A 17,276-nucleotide genomic window follows, 5' to 3' on the forward strand; every position below is an offset into this window, starting at 1 on the left:
AAATCAGTTTATAAATTCTTTATTATGAAACTCCAACCTAAACACTCTTTTTATTGCACTTTTCCATTTGGGGTTCTTTATTTCGCTTTCTGAAACCTGATTCTCTAGCGAATCCCACGATACGCCATTTACAAGTATTTCAACTGGAAAATGGTAGGTTTCTAATATTTGTACTGCCTTTTTATCGGCTTTTTTCCACGATCTATTTGCTGATACTGTCAGAATAGACAAGTTCGCATTTTGCAATAGTTGAGTGGGGACATTACCACTCAAAAGCGGTGGAATTTCTAACAAACAATAATCATAGTCATTGGGATCTATCCAGGAGCTGATAAGCTCTGAGATATTTTTCATTTCACTCAAATATTTCGATTTTGGATATATTAGTTTCCCGTTTTGGAGTACCGTACTTTCTGTATCTCCTGAGACAATTAATAACACAGAGGCACCAGACTTTCTTAGATGCTCGGCGACTTTTTCACTTATAAATGACTTACCTTCTAGTACTTGCGTGCTACTAAATAAAATCAAAGGCGTAGAAGAGCCTAATCTATTTGGACTAATCTTGAGTTTACAATTGGTTACTATTTGGCCGAGCAATGTCTCGGAAATCTTTTGGTGCTTTGGGTTATCTTTGTTTAAAATCGGTAATGCTCCCACTGCCTCAAGACCCGTCATTTCTATGGCTCTTTCTATGGTCTTGATGGTTTGGTCGCTAATTTCTAAAACCACCAATCCTGCAAGAATTCCTACAAAGCCAACCAAACCAGACAGAATAACCAACATCATTTTTTTTGATGGTAGTTCTATAGTCATTGGTTTGTCTATGACATTGAGCTTAGAAGACAGCTCTATACTTTGTTTTCTTAAAAGAGCTTGATTGAGATCGTGTAAAATTTGGATGTACGCTCTTTCATGGACGTCTATTTCGCGTTCAAGTCTAGACAATCCAGATCCCAGAGGAGCAAACCTCGCATAGTCTCTTTTAATTTCACTCATTCTATTATCCAGAACTTTAACTCTGGCTCTATTCTTTTCTACCAAAATCATATTTTCAAGCCAAGAATCTAATAGGTTGTTGATTTGAACATTTTCTGTTGAGTGTGTGCGGGCGTATAAATTTCTTACTCCTTCAGTAAGTTGCTTTTCGTGTTGTTTTACTTTTTCGCTGAGCTTATCTTGACCTGAATAGTTCGGATTCAATGAATTCTTGGCTATTTCTGAAGTCAAGTTTGAAATTGTTTCCTTCTGAGTTAGTAGTTCATTATTTTTAAAGAAAGACTCACGGTTAATAGTAAGCTTTTGTTCTAATTTTCTTAAAGCATTATCTGCGGCATCGAGCTCTCCTGTAAGTCTACTTTGTTCATCAGTGATGTCTTCTTTCTTGCCCGCAAGTGCTTTTGTTTGTTCGTAGTAATTGAGTATTTGACCATCTTCTCTAAAAAACTTTAGTCTATCCTCAGCCACATTAAGGTCTTGTTTGGCTGTTGATAATTGATTTTGAAAATATTCCACGACATTGCCTGTTTCTGACACTTTTAGTCCTTTATATTTTTCCATAAAAATATCAATAAACATACGGAGGGTTGTTTCACACAAACCCTTGTCTGTGAGAGTATAAGAAAGCTCAATCATGTCTGAGCTTCCTTTTCTCACTGCTTTTACTTCACTCAAAGCTTTTAAGCTAAATGGACTATTGCCGTCGTTATATAGTTTGCGAATTTCCTTTGGGCTCTCATTATCATATGCATTCTGTAGGTTAATATAGGTCTGTTGTGGATTATTGCGTACTACTATTTTTTTTCTAACATGAATAGGAATCAGCTCATTCACTTTTTCAAAGGTCTTTGGATTTGCTGTTTTACCGTCCGCTTTCTCTAAAACTAATATTTGGCTTAGTAACTTAAACGACACCTCACGCATAGTTTGTTTTGAACGAATTGTGTTAAGTATATTTTCAAAAGAATTATTTACAACAAATTGATCTTTTCTCATTTCGCCAGTACTTTCTATATTAAAACCAGTGGAAAGCCCTGTATAAATCATTGCCGTGCTTGTAAATTCTCTCTCTGCATTTTTTGTAAGAAAATATGTACTCACGGCCATCAGCAAAGGCACAAACATGAGCAGCAAGAGATTCTTTCGAATAAGACGGATAAACTCAATTAAATTCATATCCTATTTTAGAGTTTTCAATCATTTTAAGTTAGATAAAGGCACACCAATTAAAATCTCCAACTGAAAATAGAGCTTCTCATAAGTATTCGATGCTTGCTCAAACTCAGCATAGGCATTAGATGACAACTCAGTGACTCTACTTAACTCAGAAATATGAATTTGACCTTGTTGAAACTCTTTCTCGGTCATTTCTCTTTGTATAAACAAAGCATATTTTTTATCTGCCTTTATGCTTAATAATTTGTAAGCTAATTGAGCATCTTTGTAAGCATCCGTAATTCTATACTTGACTTCTTGCCTTAAATAAAGTGCATGCTGCTCAGATGCGATCTTACGAAACTGAGCTTGTTGGATAAGGTTTTTTCGAGCAAAGCCATCATATAGGCTTAATCTTACAGTTAGTCCAAATCTAATTGAATTTTGATTTTGAAAACTGAGTGAGTTAAATTCTGAATCAGAAACATTATTGTTTACATTCAATACTGCATTATTATTAGCTCTTTGAGCTCCCAAATCCATGAAGACTTTGTCCATCCAAAGTTTTTGTGTGATTTTTTCAGTTTGCCCATAGTGGTCGGTCATGGCCTCTTGTTCTTTCACCAACGGAGAATTCTGTGCGGCGTAATCCAATACTTTTTGTAAAGATGGCAAACTTGCTACATTTATTTTTTCTACTTTAGCTTGAGCACATATGCTAGAAGTCGAAATCATTAATACAAATAATATTGGAGCTATATATTTCATTTCCGAATACCTTTTTTAGATTTGATTTGTAAGATACCAAAGCTATGCCACGAAGCACAATAGGCTAAAAATCAACCATTTGAACAATTTCATTTTTGATTCAAGATTCCAAAAAATGGAAAATAAAGTTTTTTTTTGGAATATAATTTTTAGCATGATTTTTGAATTACGTTCTTAGAAACGTGCCGAGTTTAGCTTTCAATTCGAGCACTTATCAACTTAAAATTGATTTTAATCAAAAATTAGCTTTCAAAAATTAAAAAACATATACTATGAAAGGAATAGTATTCACAGAGTTTTTAGAAATGGTGGAGAAGAAGTTTGGATACGCTTTTGTGGACCAAATAATAAATGAAGCCAATCTGCCAACCAAAGGAGCCTATACCTCAGTGGGCACTTATCCACATCAAGAAATGGTAAGTTTACTGATGACAGTTCATTTTCACAGTCAAATCCCTGTTGATGACTTACTAAAAACTTTTGGAAATCATCTATTTGGAGTTTTCAAAAAAAGTTATGCTGTCTTTTTTGACAAGTTTACCTCCGCCTTCGACATGCTTGAAAACATAGAAAACCATATCCATGTTGAAGTAAAAAAACTTTATCCCGATGCTGAACTTCCACGATTTGAGACTGAGAGAATAGGGCTAAACAGCCTTAAGATGGTCTATTATTCTGACAGAAGAATGTCGGCCCTAGCAGAGGGTCTTATAGAATCTACTCTTGAATACTTTAATCAAAAAGGAGGTATAAAAATAGAACAAGTAGATAATGAGGGGAAAATTGTGACTTTTATAATTAAAACTGAAGGTTAATTATGAAAGAGGAGATTGAACTTTTAGAGCGAAAGATTTCGCGAGAAAGAGACGCCAGACTTCAGGCTGAAAAAATTCTTGAAGCCAAAGCTTTTGAATTATATGAAGTTAATGAAAAACTTCGCAAACTTAACCTCGAGCTAGAGGCAAAAGTATTGGAGCGTTCAGAGTCTTTAATGAGAAGTCAAATTCAATACAAATTACTGATACAAAACCTGCAGTCATCAGTACTTCTGGAAGATGAAAACCGAAAAATAGTAATTGCAAATAAAAACTTTTGCGATCTTTTTCATATTCCATTGTCGCCAGAGGAGCTCATTGGTGTGGACTGTACGACATCAGCGGAGCAATCTAAAGATTTATTTAAAGAGCCTAAAGTATTCGTAGAAAGGATAGACTCCTTATTGAATAGCAAAAAAATAGAATTAAAAGAGGAACTCATTACGGCTGACAATAGAATACTTGAGAGAGACTATATTCCTATTTTTTCTGGTGAAAAGTACCTTGGACACCTTTGGCTATATAATGATGTGACCGAACAGAAAGCCGTTCAAAACCTATTACAACAAAGCGAAGAAAAATACCGGGGCATCATAGAAAACATGGAGCTTGGCCTAATGGAAGTAGACAACAATGATGTAATTCAGAAAGTTTATCAAAGATTCTGTAAGCTAACTGGCTATGAAGAATACGAATTATTAGGAAAGAAAGCAGCAGATATTTTACTTCCAAATGAACTATTCAAAGGGCTGATTGCAGAACAAAATGAAATAAGGAAAAGTGGTGAACCTGGAGCTTATGAAGTACCTTTAAAGAAAAAGGACGGAGAGATAATATGGGTGATTATAAGCGGTGCTCCTATCAAAGATGGAAATGGAAAAGTGACTGGCTCTGTTGGCATTCATCTTGATATTACAGAAAGAAAACGTACACAGGAGGCATTGGAAGAAGCCAGAGCTACGGCTGAAGATGCTAGAAACTCGGAGAAGAGATTCTTGGCAAACATGAGCCATGAAATACGGACTCCGATAAATGCAATAATAGGCATGACCCATTTGATGTACGATACCAAACCAAATGAAAAACAAACAGAATACCTGAGTGCCATAAATTACTCCACAGACTTATTGCTTAATTTGGTTTCAGACATTCTTGACATCTCAAAAATAGAGGCTGGAGAAATGAAAATGTCTGAAAACATTTTCAGCTTGAAAGACTTGTTAAATAGCACTTTACAGACGTTTCAAATTGAAGCAAGAACAAAAAACATAGAGCTGACCTTTGAATATGACGACGATATAAGCAATGAGGTAATTGGTGACGCCACTTTCATTAGCCAAATAATGCTCAACCTGCTTAGCAATGCCATGAAGTTTACAAAGAAGGGCAAAATTGGCATTCAGGTTTCTTTACTTTGCAAGCTAGGAGAATTTTATATGACAGAGTTTAAAGTGAGTGATACTGGAGTAGGAATATCTGAAAACGAGATTAATAGAATATTTGATAGCTTTAAACAAGCAAATGAAACAGTGAAAACTACGTTTGGCGGCACTGGTCTAGGCTTAGCTATAGTAAAACAGTTAGTTAACATCCATGGTGGTGAAATAACGGCCGAGAGTACTTTAGGAGAGGGTACTGTTTTTAATTTCACCCTGCCATTGAAAGATAGCGGTCAAAAAACCAAAGTTGTGACAGACCTTTCAGTTAACATTTCAGAATCTTGGAAAAACTTCTTGATTTTGATAGTGGAAGATAATGAAATGAATCAAAAATATGTAACGGGCTTAATGGAAAAATGGGGCCTAAGGTATCGAATTGCTTCTGACAAGGGTGAAGTATTAGAAATGATTGACGCCTATGTCTTTGATTTGATTTTGATGGATATCTTACTACCAGACACTAATGGATATTGGCTTACCGAGCATATCAGGCTAAAGGAGAAAAACCTTAATCAAAATATTCCTATCATCGGTTTATCAGCCACGGCAATGAACGAAGAAATAGAACAAGCGTATGCTGCTGGAATGAATGGCTACGTTACAAAGCCATTCAGACCTGACCAATTAAAAGTAGTTCTAGAAGAAACTTTACAAAAAATAACTCCACAATCTAGACCTCCACAAGCACCTATCAACAATTACAACATTGGTGATAATCTAAGACATTTATATGGAGACGATAAAGAATATGCCCAGGTAATGATTAATCTTTTTCAAAAGACAGTTCCTCTTGAAATTGAAAGAATAAGAACTTTGATGAAAGAAAAAAACTGCGAGGCTTTAGGTAAAGTAACACATCAAATAAAACCATCATTTTCCATGGTCGGATTTCCTGAACTTACCGACGAATTACAAATAATAGAAAGAACTATTAAAGGAGGTGCGAAGTTTGAGGATTTTAGGAATTTAATTGACGATTTCTTAGGCAAATTTGAACCCTGCATGACCCTTTTGAACAATGAACTTGAAAATCTTTAACACCAAAGAAATCTAAAAACTAAATCGGGACACAAAAAAGCCCCAGAAATCTGGGGCTAAAGTTTATAGAGAAAAAGGTTTATTGTATTTCTTATGAATACGAGTTCAGCATTACAGGCATTACTAGCATCAGTATATCTTCGTTTTCTTCTTTATCAGATGGAATAATCAGTCCGGCTCTATTTGGTAAAGAAAGTTCCATTGTAATTGTTGAAGAACTAATGTTACTCAACATCTCAGCTAAAAATTTAGCATTGAAGCCTATTTCCATATCATCGCCTAAATATTCACATGATATTTTCTCAACTGCTTCGTTTGAATAATCTAAATCTTCCGCCGAAATAGTCAACTCATCTGCTGTTATTTTTAATCTAATTTGGTGGGTTGTTTTGTTAGAGAAAATAGCAATCCTTTTCAATGAATTCAAGAATTTAGACCTCTCAACTGTCATACGGTGAGGGTTTGCTTTCGGAATAACATTCTCATAGTCAGGATAACGCTCGTCTATCAATCTACAAATCAGCTTGATGTTGCCAAAGCTAAAGAATGCGTTTGAATTGCTGAACTCCGTTATTACAGGAACAGAATTAGAAGGCAGCGAAATTTTAATCAAGTTAAGAGCCTTACGAGGCAAAATCATGGTAGTAGGTGTAGAAGACTTGATGTCAGACCTACGATATCTGATTAATCTGTGGCCATCCGTAGCAACAAACGTCGTATTTTCTTCCTGAATATCTATATAGACGCCTGTCATAGCGGGGCGAAGGTCATCAGTACTTGTTGCAAACAAAGTATTATTGATAGCTGATGACAAAATATGAGAATCCAGTTCAATATTAAAATTTCTATTTACCTGAGGAGCTCTTGGAAAATCCAATGGATTTTCACCAGCTATTTTAAAGCGACCATTAGAAGTCGTTATTTCTACACCAAACGTTTCGTTGCTTATGCTTACACTAATTGGCTGCTCCGGCAAACTTTTGAGAGTATCCATCAAAAGCTTGGCTGGTATAGCCACTGAAACGGTATCGCTAGAGTCTACCATTAAATCTGCTACCATAACAGTCTGCATATCAGACGCCGTCACAGTAAGCGAAGTTTTATCTAGTTCGAAGAGGAAGTTCTCCAAAATGGGAACAAGGGGATTTGGAGCAATAACTCCACTTATATTTGAAAGATTTTTTACTAATTCAGAGGACGAAACGACAAACTTCATGTTGTTTTGTTTTGGAAAATGATTTGGTTTAAACTCAATTCAAGGCAAATTTAAGAAAACACACAATATTTTTAAAACGAATTTTTAAAATATTGATTATTAAATATTTCTCTAAAAAACTCTGATTTTTGAGAACTTACATGCAAAAATACCTAAAAATCTGATTTATTTATGCAAAAGTCAATTTAAAATCCGCCCAATTGTACTTTTTGCTTCTGCTCTTTGTATAGTTTTTTCAAAGCTTCTAAACGTATGCTAGGAGCAAATGTCTCTAGCTTCTTGATTCCGTCCATAGCATACTCAAACTCTGAAATATCGATGGCTTTTTTCACCAAAGTTTCCCATATCAATGTAGACTCGCTGTTAACTTCTGTCGCATAAAATGCCACCTTATAGGCCTCTAGTTTTTTGTTCTTTGAGGTCAAATAGTTCGAAATCCTTTCTATCAAATAAGGATTAAATGGAGCTTGATTCAGTACTTCAGTATAGTTTTTTTCAGTTATATTGGCTCCATATTTTTCAGCTTGCACTTGAAGGTCTTTTTCTACTTTCTGTTTTAGGTTAGCATTTGATAAAAGAGAAAAAGAAGACGTATCACCTGCCGCCTTTAACCTTACCAATGCTTGATCTAAAACTCCTTCCTTCATCAACCATAGGCCAAGATTTTGATTATAAATGTTCTTATATTTAGAATTCGCGTTGGCCAACAAATACAATTGCTTTATTCCAATAGACTTTGATTGTCTAATATAATTTTGCTGAGCATAAGTCCAGCTTAGCGACTCAAAAACAGGTTCATTGTACGGATTATTTTGAAGCTTTTTAATCGTTTCGGCTTCTATATTTGCTTTATTTACTGTCTTAGGATGGCTTATGGCATTGAAAAGATAAGCTGCACTGCTCATGTCCAGTGCTGAATCTTTATCTAGTTCAAATTTTTCAAATATAGTTTCTTTATCCAACATCCTATTAATCGCAAACTGATTGGCTTTGAGGCCATTATAATCCAAGTTCTCTGCCAAATTAGACATTTCCTCAAGCTTTTCAGGCTTGGCATTTTCAATCCAAAAAGCGAGAAAATTGGTGTTTTCTACCTCACATTTCTTGCAGTTTTTGAGAGATTTATCTAAATTGACTAGAACACTGTCTGTAATTTTCGCTTTCTCTTGCAAGTAGGACAGGTTGGTGAGGAGTTGACTATTGTCTGGAAACTTTTTTAGGCCTTTTTGCAGTGCAAACAATGCTTCAAAATACAAATTTTCATTTTCTAAACTAGCACTTAAACCCGCAAAAGCATAAGGACTGGGTTTTTGCTCAAGCGTTTGATTGAAAAAAAACGCGGCATTTATTTTGTCTCCTTGACTTAGGGCCATGGAGGCCAGCGACACATTGGCTTTGTGGTTTTTCAGGTCGTTGTGGGTAGATTCTTTGTAAAAAGTTTCGGCGGCTTTGAGGTCTCCTTCTACCAAATAAAAATCCGCAATGGCATTACTAATACCCGCTTTTGCCTGATAAAACGAATAGAAGTTCTTAAGCGAAAACAAAAACAAAATTAAGAAAACCGAGATCGTTCGTGCATATATCAGTTTATTGAAGGGTGCTTTATAGAGAACTTTATGAACCTCTAAGCCTTGTTTAAATATTTGCAAATAATTAATTAAAACATAAACTATAAAACTCAAACCAACGACTAATAATGAGATACTTATGAAGTCTTCAAACAAATCGATAAGTGGGTCATTGTTTGTTCCATAAACAAAGCCAACGGTTGCCAAAGCGATGGAAGCCATTCCTAAATATATCCAAACGCCTGACATTTGGTAGCTAAACCATTCTTTTTGATGTATAAATTGACGAAACCCCCACAAGCCCAATACCGCACTAATTAAAAACAAAATAATGGAAGGAATAACGAAAGAACTTCTTTCTATTTTATTAGAATTTTCTAAAAAAACAAGTAAAACGTTTGCTAAAAAAATTACAGAAATTATCAAAAACTGCGGCAAAGAACTTTTCCCTTTTTGGGCGTTTTTTGAAACCAACCACACCAAGCCAGCTATGATTTCATGCGAAATTAGGAAAATAAATACCCCAGAAATAATCAAAAAGGCAATCAATCCATAGGCTGCAAGCGTGAGATTTGGCTGATTAATAACTGAATATTTATTTGCCAAAACCAACAACACAGACCATAAAATTATCCAACACATTAGGATTACACTTGTGCTTAATTTCTGCCCGTAACTGTTAGAATAGTAATAAAAAGAGCCAGTAACCACAAATGCCACGAGAAAGGGCCAATTTGAATTACTCAAAAACACACTCTCAGTATGCATACCAATTAAAACTCCGCCGAGCGTTAATGCTCCAATCAAAAACCAAGGTCCTTTTAGCCTGGCCAAACCTGTCAACAAAAAAGATAAACCCAATAGAGAACCTCCCAAAAGTGCATAAAATGCCAGCGTGTTAACTTCGACCAAAGATGGCATATAGCGTTCTTTGATATACCAAAGCGGAGTGGAGGCAGAAAACTTAAATTCGTCATAGAAAAACGAATTGGTGGCTATAATTTTTTCGTGAAGTTCGCTCAGAACGTCCCAGTGAATAATGTTCTCTTGTCCTTGTGACCAGGCGTAAACACCTCCTAAAAGAAGAATTATTAACAAGAAAAATGCTATGAAAAGAGGCAGTTTTTCGTTTTTATGCCATGTTCTCCAGAAGTTCAAATTTTCATTCATAGATACCTAAAACTCTTTTACAGAATTAATATTTCAAAAGGAAATCAATTATTTAGAGAAAAAACACAAATTTAAAATCGCTAAAATTGTATATTTGCGAAGTTTTTCTCAAAATCACTGACCCTATAATGACAATACATAAAGAAGGCACGGGCTCGCTAATAGTTTCAACGGTTACACTCGCAATAATCTATAGTTTGGTTAAGTACTTTACACCAGACATGGCAGTATTGCATTATTTTGTCTTTGCCGTTTGCCTAGTTTTGTTCTTTATTGTATTACAATTTTTCCGCAAACCTACAAGAAAAACCCCAATAAACCCAAAGCACCTCATTGCACCTGCCGATGGTAGAGTAGTAGTGATAGAAGAAGTTGTTGAGACAGAATATTTCAAAGAGAAGAGAATTCAGGTTTCGATATTTATGTCTCCACTGAACGTACACATCAACTTTAACCCGCTTTCGGGCATTATATCCTACTTTAAATATCATCCTGGCAAATACTTGGTGGCTTGGCACCCTAAAAGCAGCACCGAAAACGAACGCACTACTGTTGTAACAAAACATCAGAACGGCACCGAGATACTTTTTCGTCAAATAGCGGGAGCTTTGGCTCGTAGAATCTGTTGGTATGTAAAAGAAGGCCAAACGGTAACCCAAGGTGAAGAATTTGGATTCATAAAATTTGGTTCGAGAATTGATATTTACTTACCAATTGGCACTAAAATTTTGGTAAATCTTGAAGACAAACCTGTTGGTGGAGAGACAGTGATTGCGGAGTTGGCGTAAAGCGATTTTTCAAATCAGTCTCAAAACTTAATAATTCCTTTATTTAATTCTAACGAACATTCAGGTTTAGCGATTTGAAAAATCGTTCTACTTCTTTTCCAACACATAAAACCCAGCGGTAGCCAACACCGCCAATCCTCCCAAAAGCAACAAAAGTGCTGTATAGCCAAAGCCCGCAATTACTTGAGTACCAAGCAAGGAAGAACCAATTTGTGCCACTGGCCAAGACATAGAATATACCGCAGAATATTGCCCTTGATTATGTGATTTTGCCCTTTCTATGCTGTAAGTATTCATAAAAGGCATAGCGAATATCTCAGAAAAAGTAGCAAAAGTAATGCCTATCAACATCCAGGCGTAGGCCGTAAAATTGAGATAAATAATATAATTGACAACCAACAGAAAACAGCCAAAAGTAATCAGCTGTAGCTTGGTGTATTTGCCCTCAAGTTTATAAATGATGAGCATTTCTACCAAGGCCACTAAAAGGCCATTGATACCCATTAGCAGACCTATTTGAAACTCCGACATATTGCAAATCTCTTTGTAATAGACTGGCAAAACCACAAATAATGGAGAAAAAGACATGACATAAATGGTAGTAAAAACCATGAAAATCATAAATGTGCTGTCTCTCCAGGGTGATTCGGCTCGATTGAGTTTTGCTTCCGCTTTTGATATTTTTGCTTTTTTTACATATTTCGAATGAAGAAATATCAGTACAATAATGGCGGCCAAAATATTGGTGACGCCATCTGCCCAAAATAAGTATTTGTAATCTCTAGTAGCAAAAAAACCGCCCAATACCGGGCCAACTGCCCAACCCAAATTTATGGCTAATCTCACCAAAGAAATTGACCTGGTAAACGTTTCGGGTGTGCTGAGGTGTGCTATGCTCACCGAATTGGCAGGTCTATAAGCTTCTCCAAATGCCGAAAGAATAAATGTAGCTACACAAAGTAGTTCGAAGGTTTGGATTTCGGCAACTACAAAAAACAATAAGCCACCTATGAACAAACTACCAAACTGAACGAAAAAGTAGCCAAAGATATCCGTGAGTTTTCCGCCTAAATAAGAGCCTAAAATCGCCCCAAAACCAAAGGACATCATTACAAAGCCTGCGTTTTCTATGGAAAAATGAAGTTTTTGGGTGGTGTAAACGGTCATGAAAGCAACCACCATAGTGCCGGCTCGATTTATGAGCATCACCAATGCGAGCAACCATATTTTGGGTGATAACCCTCCGTAGGCGTTTTTCAGAAGCATTTAATCAATTAGTGGTTTCATTTATTAATCGAAAAAAAAGTATTGAGGTTCAATCTAGCTCAAATTTTCTCCACATTAATGTTTTTAACCAAAATTTATCCCAGTCAAAAAAACAGTTTTTAAACTATCTTTTTTTTTATAAAATTATAAAGAAAAAGCAACGATGGCCTAAGTATATTATGGATTAAAAATCCTATTGTAGCCAAAATACTTCCGATTCCAGTGGGCAAAATTGCCCCAAAAGTGAATGTCATGCCCATAACAAATCCCAAAAGACATTCCGCTCGATAAACTGGAAAAAACAAAGAAATAAGAAAAACGGATAACATTAGATATCCCGACATACCCTCGTTGCCAAGCGTAAAAAAAACTGAAAGTACTGTGCCGAGTGTCAAAGCACCTAAAAAACCTAACCAAACTTTTTGGGGAATTTCTAAGAACTTAGGGCCTCTTGAGTTGGGAAGATTTTCTCTTTTCTGAATTCTAAAAAGCACAAGCCATGTTAAAAGTGGCAGTAAAATTGCTCCCCACCAATTGGATATTTCAGGAAGGTCTTCTCTAGCTAAAATATGGTGACTAGGTACTCCACCATTAAAATAATACCAAGCCAAAAGGCTCCAAATGGTAATAGAAGCAATACTGGTTAACAAGATTTGCGTCTTAATAAATTCATTCTTTTTCATAATTAGACTGGGTATTTTATCCAAAAATAGACTAATTTTTCCAAGTCAATTTACCAGGTTAGGCTAATTTATATAGGCGGTTTAATTCGGATTTAAATGACCAATGGGCACAAAAAAATATCCAAAAAATGCTGTTTCAAAATTGATTAGCTACTTACTATTCTTTCTAAGAAAACAAATTTGAATTTAAAATTGTAGTTGTTAGAAATAATAGCCGATTGGGTTTAATTAAACAAATAATCAGCAAATGGAGAATTTAAAATGACTTTGAATAAATTGAAATATTATCCACAAATCACATAATTAGTTGGTTTCTTGTATAAATTTTCACACTTTTCTAACTAATAATGTGAAAACGGTCGATAAATGCTCCTTCCTTATTTCAATAAAAACTATGTAGAGGCTGGCTTAGATGAAGCGGGACGAGGCTGTTTGGCAGGTCCTGTTGTGGCTGCCGCTGTTATTTTGCCCAAAGACTATGAACATCCTTGGTTGAATGATTCCAAACAACTTACTAAAGATCAGCGACTAGAACTTAGAACCGAAATAGAAAAAAGTGCATTGGTATGGGCAGTTGCTGAGGCTTCAAACATCGAAATAGACCAAATCAATATTTTAAAAGCCAGTTTTTTGGCGATGCATAGGGCGGTGGATCAAATTTCCGCAAAAATACAACCTGAACATCTGCTGGTGGATGGCAATAGATTTACTCCTTATCCTATGATTCCGCACACATGCGTGATAAAAGGCGATGGAAAATACCTGTCCATAGCGGCGGCTTCTATTTTGGCAAAAACCTACCGTGACGAGCTCATGGAAGGCTTGGCACAACAATATCCTAGATATAAATGGCATGAAAATGCGGGTTATCCAACTATTTTTCACAGAAAAGCCATCCTAGAATACGGCTACACGCCCTATCACAGGATGACTTTCAGAGTGAGAGTTTAAGCCCTTGCTGCTTTTTCCCAAGTTACAGCTTGCTGATTTGAATAGAATCTTTTAAAACCCAGAATGGCTGCGTAGTTCATAAACGAAAAATAATATGGAACATACAGAGCTTTAAATTTCTTCCCTTTTTTCTCAAAAACATAGCCTAAAATAGCCAAACTATAAAAAGCAACCTGCAAAAATAAACTTAATTGATAAAAAGGATTATCTAGTAAGAATAGATTAATGATGGGCATCAAAATCAAGAAAACTGGTACCAAAGTCCATCTCAGTACCCGATGCGACAAATACTGAAAAGTAAGCCATCCATGCTTAAAAGGGTTGAGCAATGTTTGCAATCTAAGAACAGACTGAATACCTCCTGCACTAATTCTCACTTTCCTTTTAAGTTCTTCAGCTATATTTAGAGACGCAGTTTCCATTGCCTTAGCACTTGGTTCATAAGCTGTTACGTAACCTTTAGAACATATTCTTAAAGACAAAACAAAATCATCTAGCAAAGTATCAGTTTCAAGTGTTTGAAAAAGTGATGTTCTGATGGCGTACAATTCACCTGCCGCTCCGACGGTAGAATACAGCTCGGAATCGAGTTTTTTCAAGAAACTTTCATATTTCCAATACAGACCCTCTCCCACCTCTGCGTTGTTTTCTGATACTTTGAGTATTTGTTTTTCTCCAGCTACCACCCCGACTTTTGGGTTGACAAAATGTTCGACCATACTTCTGATTGCGTCTGTATTGAGCATGGCATTGGCATCTGTAAAAACGGTAATGGGGCTTTGTATTAATGGCATTACACGATTGATCGCTGCCATTTTTCCCTTCCGCTCATGGCTATGGTAAACCTTCACTTGCTCAAAAGATTTTAGTTTTTCTATTGAATCGTCAGTGGTGCCATCAGTTACAAAAACTATTTTTAGTTTATCCGAAGGGTAATTTTGTTCAATTGTATTCTTGACTTTATCCACCACATAATCAGATTCATTGTAGGCCGCCACCAACAGTGTTACCTCAGGCAACTCCTGATTTATGAAGTTTGGCTTTTTGACTATTAAATTCTTTATTTTAACAAGTAAATAAAGTAAAATTCCGTACCCCAGATAAGCATAGAAAGCTATGCCGAGCATTATCCAAAAAGAGATTTCTAATGTTTTCATTATTTACTTAAATAGATATTCTGTGTTTGAAATGCAGTGTTTTTCCAAGAAAAATCTTCTGCACGTTTAAGCCCTTTTTCTCTGATAAAGTCTTTTAAAACCACATTATTGGTAAGCTCACTTATAGCTTTTGACAGGTCATCAACGTTTGCAGGATCAACAAGGTATGCGGCGTTACCCGCTACTTCAGGCATGGCTGTGGTTGTAGATGTAATTACAGGAGCACCACATGCCATGGCTTCTATGATGGGTATTCCGAAACTCTCTCTCAAAGAAGGATATAAAAAAAGGCTGGCTAGGTTATAAATTTTTGGTAAATCGCTGTGCATTATATATCCAGGCAGTGAAATCTTATCTAAAATATCCAACCGCTTAATTTTTGCTAAATGATTTAAAATTTGTTCATGACTGCTTTCTAAAATGACCAACTGAGTTGGGTCGGGATTATCATCCACATATTTTGCATAAGATTTTAGCACATTCACCAAATTCTTTTTAGGAGCTTCATTTCCAAGAAACAAAATGAAATCGTCGGGTAAGCTGTATTTCTCTTTTATGAGGTTCAGCGTGTCTTCGTTCGCTATTTGTCTAAAAGTAGAGCTGTATGCATTAGGAATCACCTTCAATTTGCTATCACTGATGTCTAAAGTTTTACTAATTTGTATTTTTTCAAAATCAGAGACCGTAAAAACATAATTAGCTTTTTTGGTTATTTTGGGTACAATGAATTTTCTATAAAAATGCCCTGCTGTTTGATAAAAAGTGCCGCCAGAATAAGAATGCATATAAATAATATCGTGCAAAGTGACCACATAAGGGACTGGACTATTTAGCGGAGCGGTATTAGAAGTATAATGCATCACATCAACGCCTGCTGCTTTGATGGCCTTCGGAAGCCAAATTTGCTCCCAATCAAAATAAGTAACGCCTTTTACTTTTACCACTTTCATGTTTTCTGAAGAATGTAAACACACATCTTCATCTGATTTTACAAAAACCACATACTCATTGGTATGATCAAGTTTCTGAAGGGCTCTAATAAGCTCTAGAGCATAGATGTCCATACCGTGTTTTTTCTTTCTAAAAATCCTTTGAGCTTCTATTCCTATTTTCATTTTGAATAAGTGTTTAAATGTGGCGTATGAATAAATACCTTATTGGCTCTTTTAAATTTAAGCATGGCTTTTACCATATACCAAAGACTCACAGGCACATAAGAAAAATCTTTGATACGAATAGTTTTTCTGAGATATGAAGGAATGGCCAACCACAAACCAACAGTGTAACCCATGACCAATCCAACATTCCACAGAATAAACGAACCTAAAAAAACATGTACAATTAATGATATGAATACACTACCCAATAGAATAAGCCTAGGAGGAAGTAAAAACTGCAAAACTTTGTCGAAATAATCAATATTACCTCTAAATAATGCCACAAAGGCACTGAAGAAGTGTTTTCTGGCAAAATTGAACTGAGCAGAAATCCACCTGGTTCGTTGGTTTTCGAATACGCCACTTTCTCTCACTTTTTCATCTAAAATATAAGCCTCTTGCAGATAAGTAATCTTCTGCCCTTTGTGGAGCAGATCTAATTCTAGCTGTTTATCAAAGCCACTGACTACGTCAATGTCGGACATAAAATTCCTGAATTCTTGAAAATCCATGATTAGGCCTGAACCAATCAAAGCCGAAGATAGCCCTACATTGGCATGACCTTTTCTAAAGACTGAATTATTTATTTCTTCGCTTATGGCATCCAAAAATGCGAAACGGGTATCTAAATTTTTTGCAATCCTGTGTGCTTGTATCACCTTGTTTCCTCCTGCAAAAGCGGCCTTTGCTTTATTGATAAAGCCTGGAACCAAATGGTTATCAGCATCCAAAAGTACCACAGCATCAAAATCTGAATCGATAGTGGATAGAGCTATGTTTATAGCTTTGGCTTTAGTGCTTTTTTCCAGATTTAAAGATATCATTTGGGCCTTTGAGCCCTCCAGAATCTTTAATGTGGTCTTTTGAAGGTGATCGCCAATCACCACAATTTTGTCGTTCTTTGACAGATCTGGCTGACTCTCAAGGCTTTTTACCGTTTCTATTATTACTCCGTCTTCTTTGTAAGCAGGAATCAAAAACAAAAAGCGACTATTTTTTGTATCTTTTATGTTGATTTTTTTGCCTGAAAATAAAGCCATCAAACTAAAAAAAAGCACATAAACTACTCCAATGCTGAGATATGTTAGTATTAGTATCGACATAAT

13 protein-coding genes are annotated in these 17,276 nt (G+C 35.8%); 4 read left to right on the top strand and 9 right to left on the bottom strand.

Going from position 1 to position 17,276, the window contains the following annotated elements; genetic code table 11:
• Positions 1-3: 3 nt before the first annotated feature.
• Together EGI26_RS14815 and EGI26_RS14820 are read right to left on the bottom strand one after the other, a co-directional pair.
• Positions 4-2,175, bottom strand: coding sequence for a hypothetical protein (locus EGI26_RS14815; RefSeq protein WP_255079535.1), 2,172 nt, complete (start codon positions 2,173-2,175; stop codon positions 4-6).
• 21 nt (positions 2,176-2,196) lie between these two features.
• Entirely contained in the window at positions 2,197-2,922 is a 726-nt protein-coding gene (locus tag EGI26_RS14820; protein ID WP_255079537.1) for a TolC family protein, read from the bottom strand.
• A 272-nt stretch (positions 2,923-3,194) separates the two neighbouring features.
• On the opposite strand from EGI26_RS14820, the gene EGI26_RS14825 reads away from it, so the two are divergent.
• Together EGI26_RS14825 and EGI26_RS14830 are read left to right on the top strand one after the other, a co-directional pair.
• Positions 3,195-3,737, top strand: coding sequence for a heme NO-binding domain-containing protein (locus EGI26_RS14825; protein WP_255079540.1), 543 nt, complete (start codon positions 3,195-3,197; stop codon positions 3,735-3,737).
• 2 nt (positions 3,738-3,739) lie between these two features.
• Positions 3,740-6,214, top strand: a complete 2,475-nt coding sequence (locus EGI26_RS14830; RefSeq protein WP_255079541.1) for a PAS domain-containing hybrid sensor histidine kinase/response regulator — start codon at positions 3,740-3,742, stop codon at positions 6,212-6,214.
• Positions 6,215-6,305: 91 nt separating this feature from the next.
• Here the strand turns inward: EGI26_RS14830 and dnaN are convergent, their stop codons facing one another.
• On the bottom strand, positions 6,306-7,430 hold the full coding sequence (gene dnaN / locus EGI26_RS14835; RefSeq protein ID WP_255079548.1) for a DNA polymerase III subunit beta: 1,125 nt from the start codon (positions 7,428-7,430) through the stop codon (positions 6,306-6,308).
• A 185-nt stretch (positions 7,431-7,615) separates the two neighbouring features.
• A complete protein-coding gene (locus EGI26_RS14840; protein ID WP_255079550.1) occupies positions 7,616-10,168 on the bottom strand; it encodes a M48 family metallopeptidase in 2,553 nt (850 codons plus the stop codon).
• Between the two features lie 128 nt (positions 10,169-10,296).
• Between EGI26_RS14840 and EGI26_RS14845 the strand changes: the two genes are divergently transcribed.
• A complete protein-coding gene (locus EGI26_RS14845) occupies positions 10,297-10,956 on the top strand; it encodes a phosphatidylserine decarboxylase family protein (RefSeq protein WP_255079553.1) in 660 nt (219 codons plus the stop codon).
• A gap of 87 nt (positions 10,957-11,043) precedes the next feature.
• On the opposite strand, the gene EGI26_RS14850 is transcribed toward EGI26_RS14845, so the two are convergent.
• Positions 11,044-12,222, bottom strand: coding sequence for an MFS transporter (locus tag EGI26_RS14850; protein WP_255079554.1), 1,179 nt, complete (start codon positions 12,220-12,222; stop codon positions 11,044-11,046).
• Between the two features lie 119 nt (positions 12,223-12,341).
• Positions 12,342-12,905, bottom strand: a complete 564-nt coding sequence (locus tag EGI26_RS14855; RefSeq protein WP_255079556.1) for a hypothetical protein — start codon at positions 12,903-12,905, stop codon at positions 12,342-12,344.
• Positions 12,906-13,271: 366 nt separating this feature from the next.
• On the opposite strand from EGI26_RS14855, the gene EGI26_RS14860 reads away from it, so the two are divergent.
• Positions 13,272-13,856, top strand: coding sequence for a ribonuclease HII (locus EGI26_RS14860; RefSeq protein ID WP_255079557.1), 585 nt, complete (start codon positions 13,272-13,274; stop codon positions 13,854-13,856).
• Here EGI26_RS14860 and EGI26_RS14865 read toward each other — a convergent pair.
• Genes EGI26_RS14865 through EGI26_RS14875 form a run of 3 tightly spaced genes read right to left on the bottom strand, consistent with a single transcriptional unit; the run spans position 13,853 to position 17,273 of the window.
• Entirely contained in the window at positions 13,853-15,013 is a 1,161-nt protein-coding gene (locus EGI26_RS14865; RefSeq protein WP_255079560.1) for a glycosyltransferase family 2 protein, read from the bottom strand. The two genes, EGI26_RS14860 and EGI26_RS14865, sit on opposite strands and share 4 nt — an antisense overlap.
• The gene (locus EGI26_RS14870) at positions 15,013-16,128 is read right to left on the bottom strand and encodes a glycosyltransferase family 1 protein (RefSeq protein ID WP_255079562.1); all 1,116 of its coding nucleotides are present in this window, start codon (positions 16,126-16,128) and stop codon (positions 15,013-15,015) included. Before EGI26_RS14870 ends, EGI26_RS14865 begins: the two co-directional genes overlap by 1 nt.
• A complete protein-coding gene (locus tag EGI26_RS14875; protein ID WP_255079567.1) occupies positions 16,125-17,273 on the bottom strand; it encodes a glycosyltransferase family 2 protein in 1,149 nt (382 codons plus the stop codon). The genes EGI26_RS14870 and EGI26_RS14875 overlap by 4 nt, the downstream gene beginning before the upstream one ends.
• Between the last annotated feature and the right edge of the window lie 3 nt (positions 17,274-17,276).

The organism is Lacihabitans sp. CCS-44 (genome assembly GCF_024343735.1).
Lineage (GTDB): Bacteria > Bacteroidota > Bacteroidia > Cytophagales > Spirosomataceae > Leadbetterella.